This is a genomic window from Lentzea sp. NPDC006480, assembly GCF_040611995.1.
Classification (GTDB): Bacteria; Actinomycetota; Actinomycetes; order Mycobacteriales; family Pseudonocardiaceae; genus Lentzea.
In genome coordinates, this window is the sequence record NZ_JBEXPJ010000098.1 from 1 (window position 1) to 14511 (window position 14511).

Annotated in this window: 13 protein-coding genes; 10 read left to right on the top strand and 3 right to left on the bottom strand. The window is 69.1% G+C overall.

The annotated features are described in order from the left end of the window. Positions 1-100 precede the first annotated feature (100 nt). Complete coding sequence (locus tag ABZX92_RS30455; protein ID WP_355566770.1) at positions 101-1348, bottom strand: cytochrome P450; 1248 nt, start codon at positions 1346-1348, stop codon at positions 101-103. A gap of 212 nt (positions 1349-1560) precedes the next feature. Between ABZX92_RS30455 and ABZX92_RS30460 the strand changes: the two genes are divergently transcribed. The 8 genes from ABZX92_RS30460 to ABZX92_RS30495 are packed head-to-tail and all read left to right on the top strand — an operon-like array spanning position 1561 to position 10353. Further along, the gene (locus tag ABZX92_RS30460; protein ID WP_355566773.1) at positions 1561-2574 is read left to right on the top strand and encodes a polyprenyl synthetase family protein; all 1014 of its coding nucleotides are present in this window, start codon (positions 1561-1563) and stop codon (positions 2572-2574) included. A gap of 13 nt (positions 2575-2587) precedes the next feature. Then, positions 2588-3757 (top strand): cytochrome P450, encoded by a 1170-nt coding sequence (locus ABZX92_RS30465; protein ID WP_355566775.1) that lies wholly within the window; start codon positions 2588-2590, stop codon positions 3755-3757. Positions 3758-3768: 11 nt separating this feature from the next. Next, positions 3769-4665 carry a UbiA family prenyltransferase gene (locus ABZX92_RS30470; RefSeq protein ID WP_355566778.1) on the top strand — a complete coding sequence of 299 codons (897 nt, stop codon included), beginning with the start codon at positions 3769-3771 and terminating at the stop codon, positions 4663-4665. Continuing rightward, positions 4662-5489, top strand: a complete 828-nt coding sequence (locus tag ABZX92_RS30475) for an arylamine N-acetyltransferase (RefSeq protein ID WP_355566781.1) — start codon at positions 4662-4664, stop codon at positions 5487-5489. Before ABZX92_RS30470 ends, ABZX92_RS30475 begins: the two co-directional genes overlap by 4 nt. Beyond that, a complete protein-coding gene (gene pabB, locus ABZX92_RS30480; protein WP_355566784.1) occupies positions 5486-7507 on the top strand; it encodes an aminodeoxychorismate synthase component I in 2022 nt (673 codons plus the stop codon). The genes ABZX92_RS30475 and pabB overlap by 4 nt, the downstream gene beginning before the upstream one ends. After that, entirely contained in the window at positions 7504-8298 is a 795-nt protein-coding gene (locus ABZX92_RS30485; RefSeq protein WP_355566787.1) for an aminotransferase class IV, read from the top strand. Before pabB ends, ABZX92_RS30485 begins: the two co-directional genes overlap by 4 nt. Then, entirely contained in the window at positions 8282-9187 is a 906-nt protein-coding gene (locus ABZX92_RS30490) for a diiron oxygenase (protein WP_355566789.1), read from the top strand. Before ABZX92_RS30485 ends, ABZX92_RS30490 begins: the two co-directional genes overlap by 17 nt. 5 nt (positions 9188-9192) lie before the next feature. Continuing rightward, positions 9193-10353: a 3-deoxy-7-phosphoheptulonate synthase class II gene (locus ABZX92_RS30495; protein WP_355566817.1), complete on the top strand. Its 1161-nt coding sequence runs from the start codon at positions 9193-9195 to the stop codon at positions 10351-10353. A 16-nt stretch (positions 10354-10369) separates the two neighbouring features. On the opposite strand, the gene ABZX92_RS30500 is transcribed toward ABZX92_RS30495, so the two are convergent. Next, a complete protein-coding gene (locus ABZX92_RS30500) occupies positions 10370-12013 on the bottom strand; it encodes a carbamoyltransferase N-terminal domain-containing protein (RefSeq protein ID WP_355566791.1) in 1644 nt (547 codons plus the stop codon). A 40-nt stretch (positions 12014-12053) separates the two neighbouring features. After that, complete coding sequence (locus ABZX92_RS30505; RefSeq protein ID WP_355566794.1) at positions 12054-13289, bottom strand: cytochrome P450; 1236 nt, start codon at positions 13287-13289, stop codon at positions 12054-12056. 204 nt (positions 13290-13493) lie between these two features. Between ABZX92_RS30505 and ABZX92_RS30510 the strand changes: the two genes are divergently transcribed. Both ABZX92_RS30510 and ABZX92_RS30515 read left to right on the top strand, forming a co-directional pair. Continuing rightward, positions 13494-14114, top strand: a complete 621-nt coding sequence (locus tag ABZX92_RS30510; protein ID WP_355566797.1) for a lytic transglycosylase domain-containing protein — start codon at positions 13494-13496, stop codon at positions 14112-14114. After that, positions 14059-14445 carry a PfkB family carbohydrate kinase gene (locus ABZX92_RS30515; RefSeq protein ID WP_355566800.1) on the top strand — a complete coding sequence of 129 codons (387 nt, stop codon included), beginning with the start codon at positions 14059-14061 and terminating at the stop codon, positions 14443-14445. The genes ABZX92_RS30510 and ABZX92_RS30515 overlap by 56 nt, the downstream gene beginning before the upstream one ends. Positions 14446-14511: the final 66 nt, after the last annotated feature.

A 14511-nucleotide genomic window follows, 5' to 3' on the forward strand; every position in this document is an offset into this window, starting at 1 on the left:
ATCAGTTGAAGATCAATGTCGTCGTCGCATGGCACAAGGGTAAGCCGCCAGCGCCACTGAATAAATGGCGCTGACGGCCAGTGACGACCTAGAAATGGTTTCAGTGGCGTACTTGGAGCTCGGTCAGGGCGCGGAGCGGGAACACCGGGCGGAAGCGCGGCTCCTGGCCTGGTACGAGCGTCAGGCCGGGCATCCGAGCGGCGAGGGCCTCGATCGCGACCTCCAGCTCCGCACGGGCGAACCCGGCGCCGAGGCAGAAGTGGATGCCGTGCCCGAACGCGAGGTGCTGGCCTGATTTGCTGCCAGGGCTGAACGCGGCGGGGCACGCGTGGGCGCGGCTGTCCCGGCCGGCCGCTCCGTACAGCAGGAGCAGCCTGCTCCCCTCGGCCAGGTGGACGTCGCCGACCACCACGTCCCGGGTCGCGGTCCGGTACATGCCCGCGAGCGGGCTGTCGAACCGCAACCCCTCCTCGACGAGGTCCCTGGTGTCGATCTTCCCGTCGACGACCTCCGCCCAGCCGCCGGGTGCGCGCAGCAGCTGGTGGACGATCGAGCCGAGTGCTTCGGCGCAGGTCATGTGCCCCGCGAAGATCAGCGTGGGGATCTGGACGGCGACCTCGTCTGCGGTGAGCGTGTTGCCCGCCCTGCCGTGGTGGAGCAGCTCGCTGATCAGGTCGTCCCGCGGTGAGGCCAGCCGGTCCTGCGCGATCGCACGGGCGAAGTCGCCGAACTCCATCAGCCCGCGGGCGTGTTCCCGCAGCACTTCGGGATCGGCGTCGTGCTGCAGCATCATGAGCTCGATGCGCTGCTCGGACCAGATGCGGCAGCGTTCGTAGTAGGAGTCCGGGATCCCGAGGCGCCGGCACACCACCTCCATGGCGTACGGCACGGCGAAGGCCCCGATGAAGTCGAACTCCGGCTCGGCCGCGACACGTTCGGCGAGGTCCTTGGCGATCTCGCGCATCGTGGGTTCGAACGCCCTGACCTTGGCCGGCGTGAACCCGATGTTGAGCACCTCCCGGACCCTGGCGTGCTTCGGCGGGTCGAGCGAGCCCACGCCCAGCCCGCCGGCGCCGCGCCAGGTCTTGAACATCTTGGCGACGTCGTCCGGCAGCACGGCCTTGGGGCGGGGGTTGTGGTCGCGCGCCGAGAAGCTCCCGTCGTCCTTGAGCACGGCGAGCATCTCCTCGCGCCGGGTGACGCACCACGCGTCCAGCAACGGCGCGTAGAACACCGGTTCCGCGTCCCCGAGATCGGCCAGGAAAGAGTACGGGTCGTCGCGATGTACGCCGTACGGGTCGAACGGCCTGCCTTCGTGCAATTTCCCGGTATCGGCCGATACAGCCATTTCGCCTCTCCAGCTGTCCGTGAACCCAGCAGCCACCAATCCGCAGAATAGTCCAGTCCCTGCGTCAGGCCGCTCAGATTGGGGTTTTTCCTAAAGTCGAACAGGCGCCCGCTGCGTCGTTGACACGAACGGAGAGGGTCGTTCAGGATGCTAGACAGATCAAGTCACGTGTTTTCGGCATTCAATTCGCGAGCACCGGAGGAGAATTCCGAATGAGCACACTCGGCATCTCGCCGACCGCCCTCCTGTCACCGGGAATGGTGCGGTCCGCGGTACTGCCCGTCGTGCGGCAGCAGGTTTCCGCGCTGGAGCCGACGCTCGCCCGGATCTGCTCCTACCACCTCGGCTTCGTCGACGAACGCGGTGAGCCGAGCAGCACGGGCGGCAAGCTGACCCGCGCCGCCCTGATGATGGCGGCGGCCGAGGGAGTCGGACTGCGCGCGCAGGACGTCCGGTCGCAGGCGGCGGCACTGGAGCTGCTGCACAACTCGACCCTGATCCACGACGACATCATCGACGCGGACGAGCTGCGCCGCGGCCGCCCCGCCGCGTGGAAGGTGTTCGGCACCAGCCTCGCGATCCTGGCCGGGGACGCGTTGCAGGGGCTCGCCCTGCAGATGGTCGTCGACGACCCCGGTCCCGGTCGCGCGGAGATCTCCAGCGCGTTCGCCGAAGCCACCCGCCTGGTGCTGGCGGGCCAGTCCCGCGAGTTCACGGTACGGCTCGGCACGGGTGCGGATGTCGTTGTGTACGACCGGATCGTCGAGGAGAAGACGTCCGCGTTGCTGGAGTGCGCGCTCGTGACACCCGCGCTGCGAGCGGGCAAACCGGAGCACGTCCTGGCCGCCCTGCGCGGCGCGGGCCGGCATCTCGGCCTCGCCTTCCAGATCTTCAACGACGTCGAGGACATCTGGGGCGACCCCGCGGTGACCGGCAAGCCCGTCCGCGGCGACATCGCCCGGCGCAACCCGTCTTTTCCCGTGCTGGCAGGGATTGCGGCCAGTGAACGGCTGCGCTCGCTGTGGCAGGCCGACGACACCTCGGTGGCACACCTGCAGGAGATCGCCGACCTCGTCGAGGAGTCCGGCGGCCGGCGCACAGCTCTGCAGGTGTCCCGCGACCATCACGACACGGCGTTGCGGCACCTCGGCCGAGCCGAGCTGACCCCGGCCGCGCACGCCGAGCTGACCGTCTTGTTCGACCGCATCATCAACCGCACGGCATAGGCGGAGGTCGTCAGTGAGCACCCCGGTTCAACTGCCATTCGAGCAGGCGAACGTGCTGCAGCTCGCGCCACAGCTGCGTGCGCTCCAATCCCAGGGCGCGGTCCACCGGGTTCGCACTCCCGACGGCGCCGAGGCGTGGCTCGTCACCGGACATGCCGAAGTGCGGCAGTTGCTCGACGACGACCGGCTGAGCCGTTCGAACCCCGACCCCGATGCCCCGAAGGACGGCGGATCGGCGTTGCTCGCCAGTCTGCTGGGGAGTTTCGCCACCGACCACGCCCGGATGCGGGCGTTGCTGGAACCGCACTTCTCCCCCGAACGCATGGCGGAGCTGCGGCCGTACGTCGAGAAGCAGACCGGACAGCTGCTGGACGAGCTGGCCGCACGACGACCACCGGTGGATCTGCGCGAGGCGGTGGCGTTGTCGTTGCCGATCCAGGTGATGTGCGAGTGGCTCGGCGTGCCGCAGGAGGACAAGGACCGGTTCGGCGCCTGGACCCAGGACGCCGCGAGCGTCGGCGACCCGGTGCGGGCCAGGCAGGGGCTCGGCGGGTTGTTCGGCTACTGCAAGCAACTCGTCGCGGACAAGCGGCGCGACCCCGGTGACGACGCGATCTCCAGGATCTGCGCGACCGAGGGCATCACGGACGACGAAGTCCTCGGCCTGACGGCGTTGTTGTTGTTCGGTGGCTACGAGACCACGGTGGCCCGGATCGGCACGTGCGTGTTGCTCCTGTTGTCCGAACCCGAGCAGTGGCAGGCGTTGGTGGACGATCCGAGCCTCATCCCGGGTGCGGTCGAGGAAACCCTGCGCAGGTCGATGCCGAACCCGCACAACGGCGGCATGCCCCGGTACGCGGTGACGGACTTCGAGATCGGCGGAGTCACCATCCAAGCCGGGGACTTCCTGCTGCTCAACGTCATCGCGGCCAACCACGACGAGACGGCCTTCGCGGGCGCCGACCTGGTCGACGTCACCCGTGACACCGCGGCCAGCCTCGCGTTCGGGCACGGCGCGCACAACTGCGTGGGCGCGGCGCTCGCGCGGATGCAGCTGCAGGTGGTGCTCACCCAGCTCGTCGCGCGGTTCCCGGCGTTGCGCCTGGCTGTCGAGGTGGAGGAACTGAAGCTGCGCCACGACACGCTGATCGGCGGTTTGGTCCAACTCCCGGTGACCTGGTGATTGGGAACCTGATGCTGCACAAGATATCCGCGGGCGTCGTCACGAAGAGCCCGGACTCGATCCGCTCGTATCTGCTGCTGATGCGGCTGGACAGGCCCACTGGGTACGTCCTCTACATGCTGCCGGGACTGTGGGCGGTCGTCTTCGCCGCCGGGAAACGGCCGGACCTGTTGTCGGTCGCGGCCGTCGTCGTCGCCGCGGTGCTGATCCGCGGGTTCGCCTGCGCGAGCAACGACGTGACCGACAAGGAGATCGACACCCGCGTGGCCCGCACCGTGGGCCGGCCGATCGCGGCGGGGACGATCAGCGTCCGGAACGGGATCCTCTGGGGCGCCGCACAGGCTCTGGCCGCGCTGCTGGTCCTCGCCCTGGCGAACTTCCAGACGGTGCTGGTCGCGCTGGCCACGTACCCGTTGATCGTCGCGTACCCGTTCATGAAGCGCTTCTTCGTCTGGCCCTCGGCGTTCCTCGGGCTGGTGATGGGCACTTACGTGTTCGTCGGCTGGACGGCGGCGACCGGGAACACCGATTACCCGCCCGCGGTGTACGGCCTGTACGCCGGCGGCATCTTCTGGACGATGGTCCACGACGCGATCTACTCCCACCAGGACAAGGAGTACGACCGCAAGATCGGGGTCAAGTCCTCCGCACTGTTGTTCGGCAACGCCACCAAAGCGTGGCTGTCGGCCTTCGTCGTGCTGAGCCTCGCCGGTGTGCTGTGGGCCGGTTCGCTGACGCCGATCGGGTGGGCGTTCTACGTGGTCGTCCTGATCGCAGGGATCTACCTGTTCTCTCTGCTCTTCCGGGTGGACCTGGACGATCCGAAGGCGTGCTGGGACACGTTCGTCGCCAACACCTACTACGGCTGGATCGTCCTCGCGGCCGTGATCGCCGGGCAGTTCACATGAGCGCTATGTGGCAAGGAGAACGCGTCGACCTGGACGCCTACCTGACCCGCGTGGGCCACGAAGGTGACGTGGTCGCGGACCTCGACACGTTGCGGCGCCTGCACATCGCGCACGTGGACGCGATCGCGTTCGACAACCTGGACGCGCTGCTCGGGCGGACTGAAGTACCGCTCGACCTGGACAGCGTTCAGGACAAGCTGGTGCGGCGCGGTCGTGGCGGCTGGTGCCTGGAACACGTCGTGCTGATGGCGGCCGTGCTGGACCGCATCGGGTTCACGTTCACGGCGTTCGCCGGCCGGACCCGGATCCGCACCGGGAACAAGTTCGGACCGGCACTGCACGTGGCTCTGCTGGTGGAGCTGGACGGTGAACTCTGGCTCCACGACGTGAGTTTCGGTGCCTTCGGACCGCACGAGCCGATCCGGTTCGCGGAGAACTCCCGGCTGGACGGCGACTTCTCGTTCGACCTCGTGCGCGAGCCGGCCGGCGAACACGTGCTGCGGTTCCTGCGGCCGGAGGGGCCGGCGGAGCTCTACGGGTTCACCACGGACGTGCGCTACCCGTCGGACTTCGAGCTGCTCAACCACTTCTGCCTCACGCACCCGCGCTCGCCGTTCAACCACCGGATGATCCTGCAGCGCACGCAGGCGAAGGTTCGACACCTCCTCGCCGGCAACATGCTCACCGAGATCCGCGTGGGCGAGCCGGTGACGGTCCGCGAGCTCGACGAGGCCGAAGCGCTGGCCGCTCCCGAGGAGATCTTCGGGATCACCTTGGAAATGGCCGACATCCAAACTCTCCGCAAGACCTTGGCCGGCCCATGACACGTACATTGCTGGTGGACAACTACGACTCGTACACCTTCAACCTGTTCCAGCTGATCGCCGAGATCAACGGCGTGGAACCGACGGTCGTGGTGAACGACGACCCGGCGCTGCTCGACCTGCGGCTGGAGGACTTCGACAACATCGTCGTCTCGCCCGGTCCCGGCCGGCCGCAGAACGCGCGTGACATCGGCCTGGTCGGGGACCTGTTGCGCCGCACCACGTTGCCGGTGCTGGGAGTCTGCCTCGGCCACCAGATCATCGGGCACCTGGCGGGCGCGACCGTGTCCGCCGCGCCCGAACCGCGGCACGGGCACCTCGCGAAGGTCTCGCACGACGGAGACCCGTTGTTCGCCGGGGTGCCGCGTGAGTTCGTCGCGGTGCGCTACCACTCCTTGGCCGTGCAGGAGCCGCTGCCCGCCGAGCTCGTCCCGATCGCGTGGGCGGACGACGGGGTGCTGATGGCGTTGAAGCACCGCGATCTGCCGCAGTGGGGCGTGCAGTTCCACCCCGAGTCGGTCGCCTCCGGGTACGGCCGGGAGATCCTGCGGAACTTCGCCGACCTGACGCGCACGGCGCAGTCTCCTCCGGCAACGGAGTTCGGGCTCGTCACCACCGTCGTTCCGACCGCGGCCGACGCCGAGTCGATTTTCCTGGAGCTGTTCGGCGACAGCCCGCACAGCTTCTGGCTCGACAGCAGCCGGGTCGAGAGTGGACTGTCCCGGTTCTCCTTCCTGGGCGACACGTCCGGACCGCTCAGCGAGGTCGTGACGTACCGGGTCGGCAGCGGGGCGGTCGAGGTGCGCGATGCCGGCGGGGTCCACGAGGTTCCCGGCAGCGTGTTCGACTTCCTGGAGCAGCGGCTGCGCGAGCGGCGGGTTCCCGACACGACCCTGCCGTTCACGCTGACCGGCGGGTACGTCGGCTACTTCGGCTACGAGCTCAAGGCGGAGTGCGGTGGACCGGTCCGCCACCGCTCCTCGACGCCGGACGCGGCCTGGCTGTTCGCCGACCGGATCGTCGCGGTCGACCACCAGGAGGGGCTGACCTACCTGGTTGCGGTGCACGACTCGGCGACCAGGCGGGCCGCCGAGGAGTGGGTGGACCGGACGGCGATCGTCCTCAGTGGACTGCGTCCGGCCGACGATCTCTCCGTCGAACCGTGCGAGCCTCCTGACGCCGAGGAGTTCCTGGTCCGCGACCGCGACCGGTACCTGGCGGACATCGCGGAGTGCCAACGGCAGCTGCGCCTGGGCGAGAGCTACGAGATCTGCCTGACGAACAAGCTGCACCTGCCGTTCCACGACGACGACACCGCCTTCTACCGGCGGCTGCGCCGATCGAACCCGGCACCGTACGCGGCGTTGCTGCGGCTCGGCGACATGACGGTGTTCTGCTCGTCGCCGGAACGCTTCCTGCGCGTCGAGCGGGATCGCACGGTCACCAGCAAGCCGATCAAGGGCACGGCTCCTCGGGACGCCGACCCGGTGCGCGACGCCGAGATCGCCGCCACGCTCGCGTCCAGCGCCAAGACGCAGGCCGAGAACCTGATGATCGTCGACCTGCTGCGCAACGACCTCGGCCGGGTGTGCGAGGTGGGCAGCATCGACGTCGACCCGTACCTGGCCGTCGAGAGCTACCAGACCGTGCACCAGCTGGTGTCCACTGTGCACGGACGGCTGAAGGACGGGGTCAGCGCGATGGACTGCGTGCGGCAGTGCTTCCCCGGCGGCTCGATGACCGGGGCTCCGAAGCTGCGCACGATGGAGATCATCGACGGCCTGGAGACGGAGGCCCGGGGCGTGTACTCCGGCACTCTCGGCTACTTCGGCCTCTCCGGCGGTGCCGACCTGAACATCGTGATCCGCACCGCGGTCCGCGTCGGTGACCAGTTGTCCATCGGTGCCGGCGGGGCGATCGTGCTCGACTCCGACGCACAGGACGAGTACGAGGAGATGCTGCTCAAGGCAGCCGCGTCGCTGCGGGCCTGGCGTGCGGCGGTGGTGTCGGAGCGATGAGCGACCAGGGAGTCCGGCGGTGGTGGGACGACGACGGGTGGTCGCCGTCCGATGCGACCGGGCAGGTGCGGGTCATCGACTCGTGGCTCGTGGACGAGGGGCGGGTGCGCGGATTTTCCCTGCACGCCCAACGGTTCGCCGACGCCTGCTCCAGGTTCGCCGAAGCCTCCCGGTTCGCCACACCCGCGACCGGCGCGTTCCTGCGCGCGGTCGCCGAGTCGTTGCCCGAGCGAGGCCGCTGGTTCCCCCGCGTCGAGCTCGTCGAGACCGCTGCGGGGCCACGACTGCGGTTGTGGGTGCGGCCTGCTCCCCCGCGCACCAGGACCGTCCGGTTGTGGAACTCGGGACCTGACCGACGCAGCCTGCCCGCGGTCAAGGGTGTCGACCTGGACCACCTGGCCGGCCTGCGCACCGCCGCGGTCGCTGCCGGAGCCGACGAGGCGTTGCTGCTCTCGCCAGAAGGACACGTGCTCGAAGGATCCACGACGAGCATCGTCTGGTGGCGCGGCGACACGCTCTGCGGTCCGCCGCCCGGACCCGGCCTGCTCCCCGGGATCACCCGTGCCCTTCTCGGGGAGCTGGCCGGGCAGGTCGTGCCCGAGCGCGCGACCCCGGCCGGGCTGGCCGACGTGCCGGTGTGGACGGTCAACGCACTGCACGGCATCCGGCCGGTCACCGCGGGGCTGGGCAGGTTCCTCGACGAAGACGTGGTCACGGCCGAGCGTTGGCAGACGCGCCTGGAGTCGCTCGCCGTTCCCCTGAAGGAGGTTCCCCGTGTCGTCCGACTATGAGCGCGATCTGCTGGTCCAGCTGACCCGTCGCTGGGGCAAGCGGGTGGCCGTCAAGAAGGACGAGCTCGACCTGGACGGGCACTTCGACGCGGCCCTGCCGGACTTCCCGGAGCACCTCGTGCCGGTACTCGCGTTGCCGGGGGCCGAAAAGCTCGACCGGGACGCCCGCGAACGAATCCTGTCCGCGGCGTGGATCGCTTACAACGCCAAGACCGCGGCCATCGAGGACGAGATCATCCTGCCCGCGTGCCGGTTGATGCTCCAGGACCGGATCCCAGTCCGCAAGGACGACATCGCCGTCGACGCGCTGCACCAGACGATCATCGACGAGCACTACCACATCCTCATGTGCCACAACGCGGTCGGCGTCACGCGCCGGCGCCGGGACATGGCGGACGTGCGGTTCGCGCCGGACGTCTGGTCGGTGGTCCAGGGCCGCGAGGCCGCTCGCACCTGGCTGTCCGGGTTCGACCGGGACGTCGTCGACATCGCGTTCTCGCTGGCGGCGGAGACGACGATCAGCGGGTTCCTCTCGACGTTGTCCACGGCGCAGGGAATCCAGCCGATGAACCGGATCACGACCGATCTGCACCGGCGGGACGAGAGCGGGCACGCGGTGGTGTTCCGCGAGCTGTGCGGCTCGCTCTACCGCGCGCTCGACAGCGGGCAGCAGCAGATGTTCCGCGAGGCGCTCGTCGACGGGCTGACGGCGTTCCGGTCCGCCGACTTCGAGCCGTGGGTGGCGGTGGCGGCGCAGGGCGGGTTCGAGATCGGCGTGGACGAGCTGCGCGAGTGGGCGGCGGCGCGGCCGGTGCCCAAGCGCGACACCGGACCGTTGCAGCTGCTGCTGGACGACCTGGGCATCGGCCACGACCTGGTCCAGACGTGAGGAACCTGGTGGAAACCACGCCGGACTGGCGGACGCTCGTCGCCCGCCAGCAACCGGAGTGGCCGGACCGGGCCCGGCTCGACGCGGTGGTCGACGACCTGGCCGCCTCGCCCGCGCTCGTCACACCGCGGGAGTGCGACACGCTCACCGCACGTCTCGCCAGGGTGGCGGAGGGCAGGGCGTTCCTGTTGCAGGGCGGCGACTGCGCCGAACGCCTCGACCACGTCTCCGCGCTGGCGATCCGGCGCAAACTGCGTCTGCTGCAACAGATGTCCACGGTCCTCACGTCTGCAACCGCGCTGCCGGTGGTCACTCTGGGCCGGATCGCCGGCCAGTACGCCAAGCCACGGTCCCGGCCGACCGAGACCGTGGGCGGGCGGACGTTGCCGGTGTACCGGGGCGACGCGGTGAACGGCAGCGGCTTCACCGAGGCGGAACGGCAGCCGGATCCGGCCCGGCTGCGGCGCGTGTACGACGCCTCGCGGTACACGTTGGACGTGCTGCGCACGAGCGGCCCGGAGTACTTCGCCAGCCACGAAGGTCTGCTGCTCGACTACGAGGAGGCGCTGACCCGCCGCGACCGGCGCTCCGGCCGGCGTTACGCGACCAGCGGCCACCTGTTGTGGATCGGTGACCGCACCAGACAGCTCGACGGCGCTCACGTCGCCTACTTCGCGACGATCGACAACCCCATCGCGGTGAAGCTGGGCCCTAGCACCACCCCCGAGCACGCGCTGGCGTTGATCGACCTCCTCGACCCCGACCGCCGGCCGGGCAGGCTGACGTTCATCGTGCGCATGGGAGCCCGCCGGGTGCGGGACCTGCTGCCGGAACTCGTCGAGAAGGTCAACGCCTCGGGCTCACCGGTGGTGTGGGTGTGCGATCCCATGCACGGCAACACCTTCGAGGCGCCTGGCCGACGTAAGACCCGGCGGTTCGACGACATCCTCGCCGAGGTCGCCGGCTTCTTCGAGGTGCACCGGGCGCTCGGTACCCACGCGGGCGGTCTGCACGTGGAGATGACCGGCGAGGACGTGACCGAGTGCGTCGGTTTCGGGCTGGGTTTCGAGGACCTGCACCGCAGCTACGAGTCGGCGTGCGACCCGCGCCTGAACGCCGACCAGGCGCTGGAACTGGCCTTCCTGGTCGCCGACCTGCCTCGGTGACCAGGAAGGCGAACGGTCACGCCGGGTTCGTGTAGAGCGTGCCTTCCGACCAGATGTACCTGGTGCCGCCCCACTTGGCCGCCGACTCGACGTCCGGGAAGAAGCCGCGGCCTTCCAGGTTCGCGCTGGTGTTGCACAGCACGGGGATTCCGCTGATCTCCGCGTAGGCCTTGAGGATGCGCACCGCGGCGGTGTCCTGAGCGGACTTGATGGTCTGCAGCCGGGCGGTGCCGTCCAGGTGGACGATCGCCGGCACCCGCTCCGCCCAGCCGGGCCGCATGCGGTGCTCGAAGATCATGTACGGATCCGGCGTGCCGGGCTCGAAGACCTCCGGCGCCCGGTCCTCCAGGCAGATGGGCGCGACCGGCCGGTACGAGGCGCGGTTCTTGATGTCGTTGAGCCGGTCCTTCATCGCGGTGCTGGTGGCGGGCGCGATGATGCTGCGGTTGCCCAGGGCGCGCGGACCCAGCTCCGCCCGGCCGGACAGCACGACGACCGGTTCGTCCTCGGCGTGCAGGAGGGCGGCCAGCTGCCGTTCGTCACAGGGTTCCGCGCGCCACCCGTCGGGCAGGGTGCCGACGGCGATCTTCGGTCCACTGTAGACGTTCCACGCCAGCGCGGTGTGCCCCTGCCGGAACATCTCGCAGGCCGCAGTGCCGATCGCCGCGCCCGCGTCGTTGGGGAACGGCGGGATGAAGACCTCGCGGAAGACCCCGCTGGCCCGGATCGCACTGTTCCACTTGATGTTCAGCGCACAGCCGCCGCCCATCACCAGGTTGTGGCCGCCCTCGGGGAAACGGCTGCGCACCGCGGAGGTGAGCCGCTGCAACAGGTTGTGGCCGAGGTACGCCTGGTAGGTGGCGATGAGGTCCGCGTTGGACAGCCCCGGCAGCAGCTCGTCCCGGTTCGCGGCGACCTTGTCCCCCAGCACGCCCACCTTGTCGACGGTGATGTCGCGGAGCTCGGCCATGAGGTCGTCGAAGACGGCGAACGCACCGGTCTCCACCGTGCCCTTGGCCGCGTACGCCATAGCCTTGCCCGCGACCGAGAGGTGGTGGCGGATGGCCGGTTCCGACGACATGTCCTCGAACGGGCGCAGGTACGGCTCGAACCGCGCGCAGAAGGCCGCGAAGCTGCCGCCGAAGACGGGCATGAGCTCCTCGACGAACGTCACCTCACTGCCCCGCACCAGGTAGAGGCGCGGCGTGATGATGCCGTCCCAGACCAGGACGAACGCGTCCTCGCCCCTCGCGGCGAACGGACTTGAGCAGTACGTGCCGATGAGGTGGTTGGCGACGTGGTGGTAACTGGCGTACTCACCGAGTCCGTGGCCGCTGAACGTGTGGCGTTGCAACGGATCGCCGCCGCTTTCCACATATGGCGCGACCCGGAGCTGTACCGGCAGGCCGCCTGCTTTCACGTCGACGGCGATCTCGCCCGCGGCGTTTTTCGTGTACCAACCGTCGACCACGAACCTGTCGATGTCAGCGAATGAGAGCCCTTCCACGGCGAGGATTTCCGCCACGCGTTCCAGGTCTCCCAGAGCACTGTACCGTTCGCCGTTCCGCAGCTTCTCGATCTCGTAGCTGAAGAGCAGGCGGCCGTCCTCGACCACCGCGACCCCGCCGTCGTGTGATGCCTTGATTCCACATATGCGCATTGGTCGGCCACACCTCTTTCCAGGAAATGTGAGAAATCGTCTAACGGTGGTTGAGTCGTACCGGCAGCGTTTCGAGCCCGCGAATGATCGTGCTGTTGCGCCACCTCAGCTCCCCGGGATCGGCGGCGAGCCTCATGCCGGGGAACGCGTCGAGCAGCGCCCCGAACGCGATCTGCACCTCCAGCCTGGCCAGCTGAGCGCCGAGACAGTGGTGGACGCCGTGCCCGAACGCCAGATGACCCGCGTCGGGCCGGCGGACATCCAGCGCGTGCGGATCCTCGAAGCGCTCCGGGTCGCGGTTGGCGGAGGCGATCGCCAGCACCACGAAGTCACCGGCCGGGATCTCGACGTCGCCGACGCGCACCGGCTCCGTGGCGCAGCGGAAGATCGAGTGCTTCACCGGGCTCTCCAGCCGCAGGAACTCCTCGACCGCGCCGGGCACGAGGCTCCGGTCCCCGCGCAGCGCGTCCCACTGGTCCAGGTTGCGCAGCAGGTGCAGCGTGCCGTTGCCGAGGGCGTTGAGGGTGGTCTCGAAACCGGCGATGAACAGCACGTACGCCGTCGAGACCAGCTCGGTCTCGGTCAGCCGGTCGTCGACGTCGCGCGCCTCGACCAGCCTGCTCAGCACGTCGTCGCCGGGCATGCGGCGCTTGCGCTCGATCAGCCGGCCCAGGTACTCGGCCACCTCCGTCGCGGCCGCGGCTGCCGCTTCCGGAGAACGACCGGAGACGAGCGCCCTGGACCAGGCCCTGAACTGCTCCTGCTCGTCGACCGGCACGCCCAGCAACAGGCAGATCACCCGGATGGGCAACGGAAACGCGAAGGCGTCCAGCAGATCCACGGCCTCGTGTTCCGCAAGATCGCCGACCAGCCCGTCGGTGATCTTCCGGATCTCCGGCCGAAGCGCTTCGACGGCGCGGACGGTGAACGCCTTGCTCACGAGCTTGCGCAGCCTGCTGTGGTCCGGCGGGTCGGTGTGCATCATGTGGCTGGCGATGTCCGCGGAGAAACCGCCGCGCTTGGTGCGGTCCGGGTCCTTCTGCGCGAACAGCCCGTCGATTCTGTCGAGGTCGGTGCTCAGCCGGGGATCCGCCAATGCGGCGCGCACGGCGTCGTATCCGGTGATGAGCCACACCGGCAAACCGCTTATCAGGGGAACCGACGGGGGCATGATCACCCGGTGCGCCGAATTTTCGGCGCCGAGCTTCGCGTACACCGAGTACGGGTCCTGCACGAATGCGTCGTCGAGTTCCAGAGGAACAGAATTGTGAGACATCGACACGTCCTCGAAACGAATGCGGTCTTCAGGAAATCCCTATCAAGGACGACCGGCCGTCGCAATGATGGTTATCAGAAAGCCCAGCATCGATCCGAAGGGCGTGACGTTCTCACCGTTTGCTGCTAGCGCCACAATTTCGGCGCTTTGCCCTTTTTCGCCACGGGGGAACGAATCGGCCCGCGATGCGTCCTTACGATCGTGATGAAGTTCAGGACCCCGCTGGCGGTGCTCGTCGCCGCGGCCGCCACCGCGTGCTCGGTCAGCCCGGCTCCGGCACCGCCGCCCAGCAGCGCTCCCGTGTCCGCACCTGCCACGTCGTCGTCGGCGGCGCAGGACCAGCAGGATCCACGGCGGCACGCGCCACTGGTCCGCACGCACGCGGAGTCGGCTGGAATCAGCCCGCAGCTGCTGATGGCGATCCTCTACAACGAGTCGTACAAGCCGCACGACCCCCAGCTCGAACGCGCGTGGCAGAAGATCGACCCGGACGCCGCGTTCGGCGTGGCGAACATGCACAAGGCCGCGTTCGACGAGGCCAAGCAGAACCGCGACTTCGCGGCCCGCGACTGGCAGGAGCTGCCCGACGACGCCGACCTCGCCGTCGCCGCCGCAGCGTGGCACCTGCACGACCTCGCCGCCCAGCTGCCGAAGCAGCGGGCGGACGCCTACACGAGCGACGAGCTGCTCGCGCTCGGCTACAACGCTGGAGCGAGCACGATGCTGGCGTGCGCGCAGGGTGGCAGGCCCAACGCGCAGGCTCAGTCCTATGTGGACAAAATTCGGGCGAACTGGCAGAAGGCCGCCGAGGCGGTCCGCGCCTGAGGTGGAAACGCGCGATCACCGCCGGCGCGGTGACGATGATGGCGCGCGTTCGAGACCGACGAGTGCGACCCTGCTGTGCTCGCTCAGCGGCTGCGCCTGCGGCCCTACCACCGCCGTGGTCACCCTGGCCGCCGACGGAGCGGTCGCCGCGGACCCCACCGGGGGGTGCCAGGTCTCCGCTCCCCCTGTCACCGAGATCGACCCGGTGGGCGCGGGCGACTCGTTCGTGGCGGGCTATCTGGCTTCGTTCCTCGACGGCGCCGACCCGTCGCGGCGGCTGCACATCGCTGCCACCGCGGCGGCCATGTCCGTCAGCGCGCAGAGCGACTAAGAGGGTCTGCCCACCCGTGCCGAGCTCGACCTGATCACCGCACCGGACCTCGTGGTGCGGTGACGC

Coding starts and splice junctions, on each gene's coding strand:
- ABZX92_RS30455 (WP_355566770.1), bottom strand. CDS start 1,348: ATGGCTGTATCGGCCGATACCGGGAAATTGCACGAAGGCAGGCCGTTC.
- ABZX92_RS30460 (WP_355566773.1), top strand. CDS start 1,561: ATGAGCACACTCGGCATCTCGCCGACCGCCCTCCTGTCACCGGGAATG.
- ABZX92_RS30470 (WP_355566778.1), top strand. CDS start 3,769: ATGCTGCACAAGATATCCGCGGGCGTCGTCACGAAGAGCCCGGACTCG.
- ABZX92_RS30475 (WP_355566781.1), top strand. CDS start 4,662: ATGAGCGCTATGTGGCAAGGAGAACGCGTCGACCTGGACGCCTACCTG.
- pabB (WP_355566784.1), top strand. CDS start 5,486: ATGACACGTACATTGCTGGTGGACAACTACGACTCGTACACCTTCAAC.
- ABZX92_RS30485 (WP_355566787.1), top strand. CDS start 7,504: ATGAGCGACCAGGGAGTCCGGCGGTGGTGGGACGACGACGGGTGGTCG.
- ABZX92_RS30500 (WP_355566791.1), bottom strand. CDS start 12,013: ATGCGCATATGTGGAATCAAGGCATCACACGACGGCGGGGTCGCGGTG.
- ABZX92_RS30505 (WP_355566794.1), bottom strand. CDS start 13,289: ATGTCTCACAATTCTGTTCCTCTGGAACTCGACGACGCATTCGTGCAG.
- ABZX92_RS30510 (WP_355566797.1), top strand. CDS start 13,494: ATGAAGTTCAGGACCCCGCTGGCGGTGCTCGTCGCCGCGGCCGCCACC.
- ABZX92_RS30515 (WP_355566800.1), top strand. CDS start 14,059: ATGTGGACAAAATTCGGGCGAACTGGCAGAAGGCCGCCGAGGCGGTCC.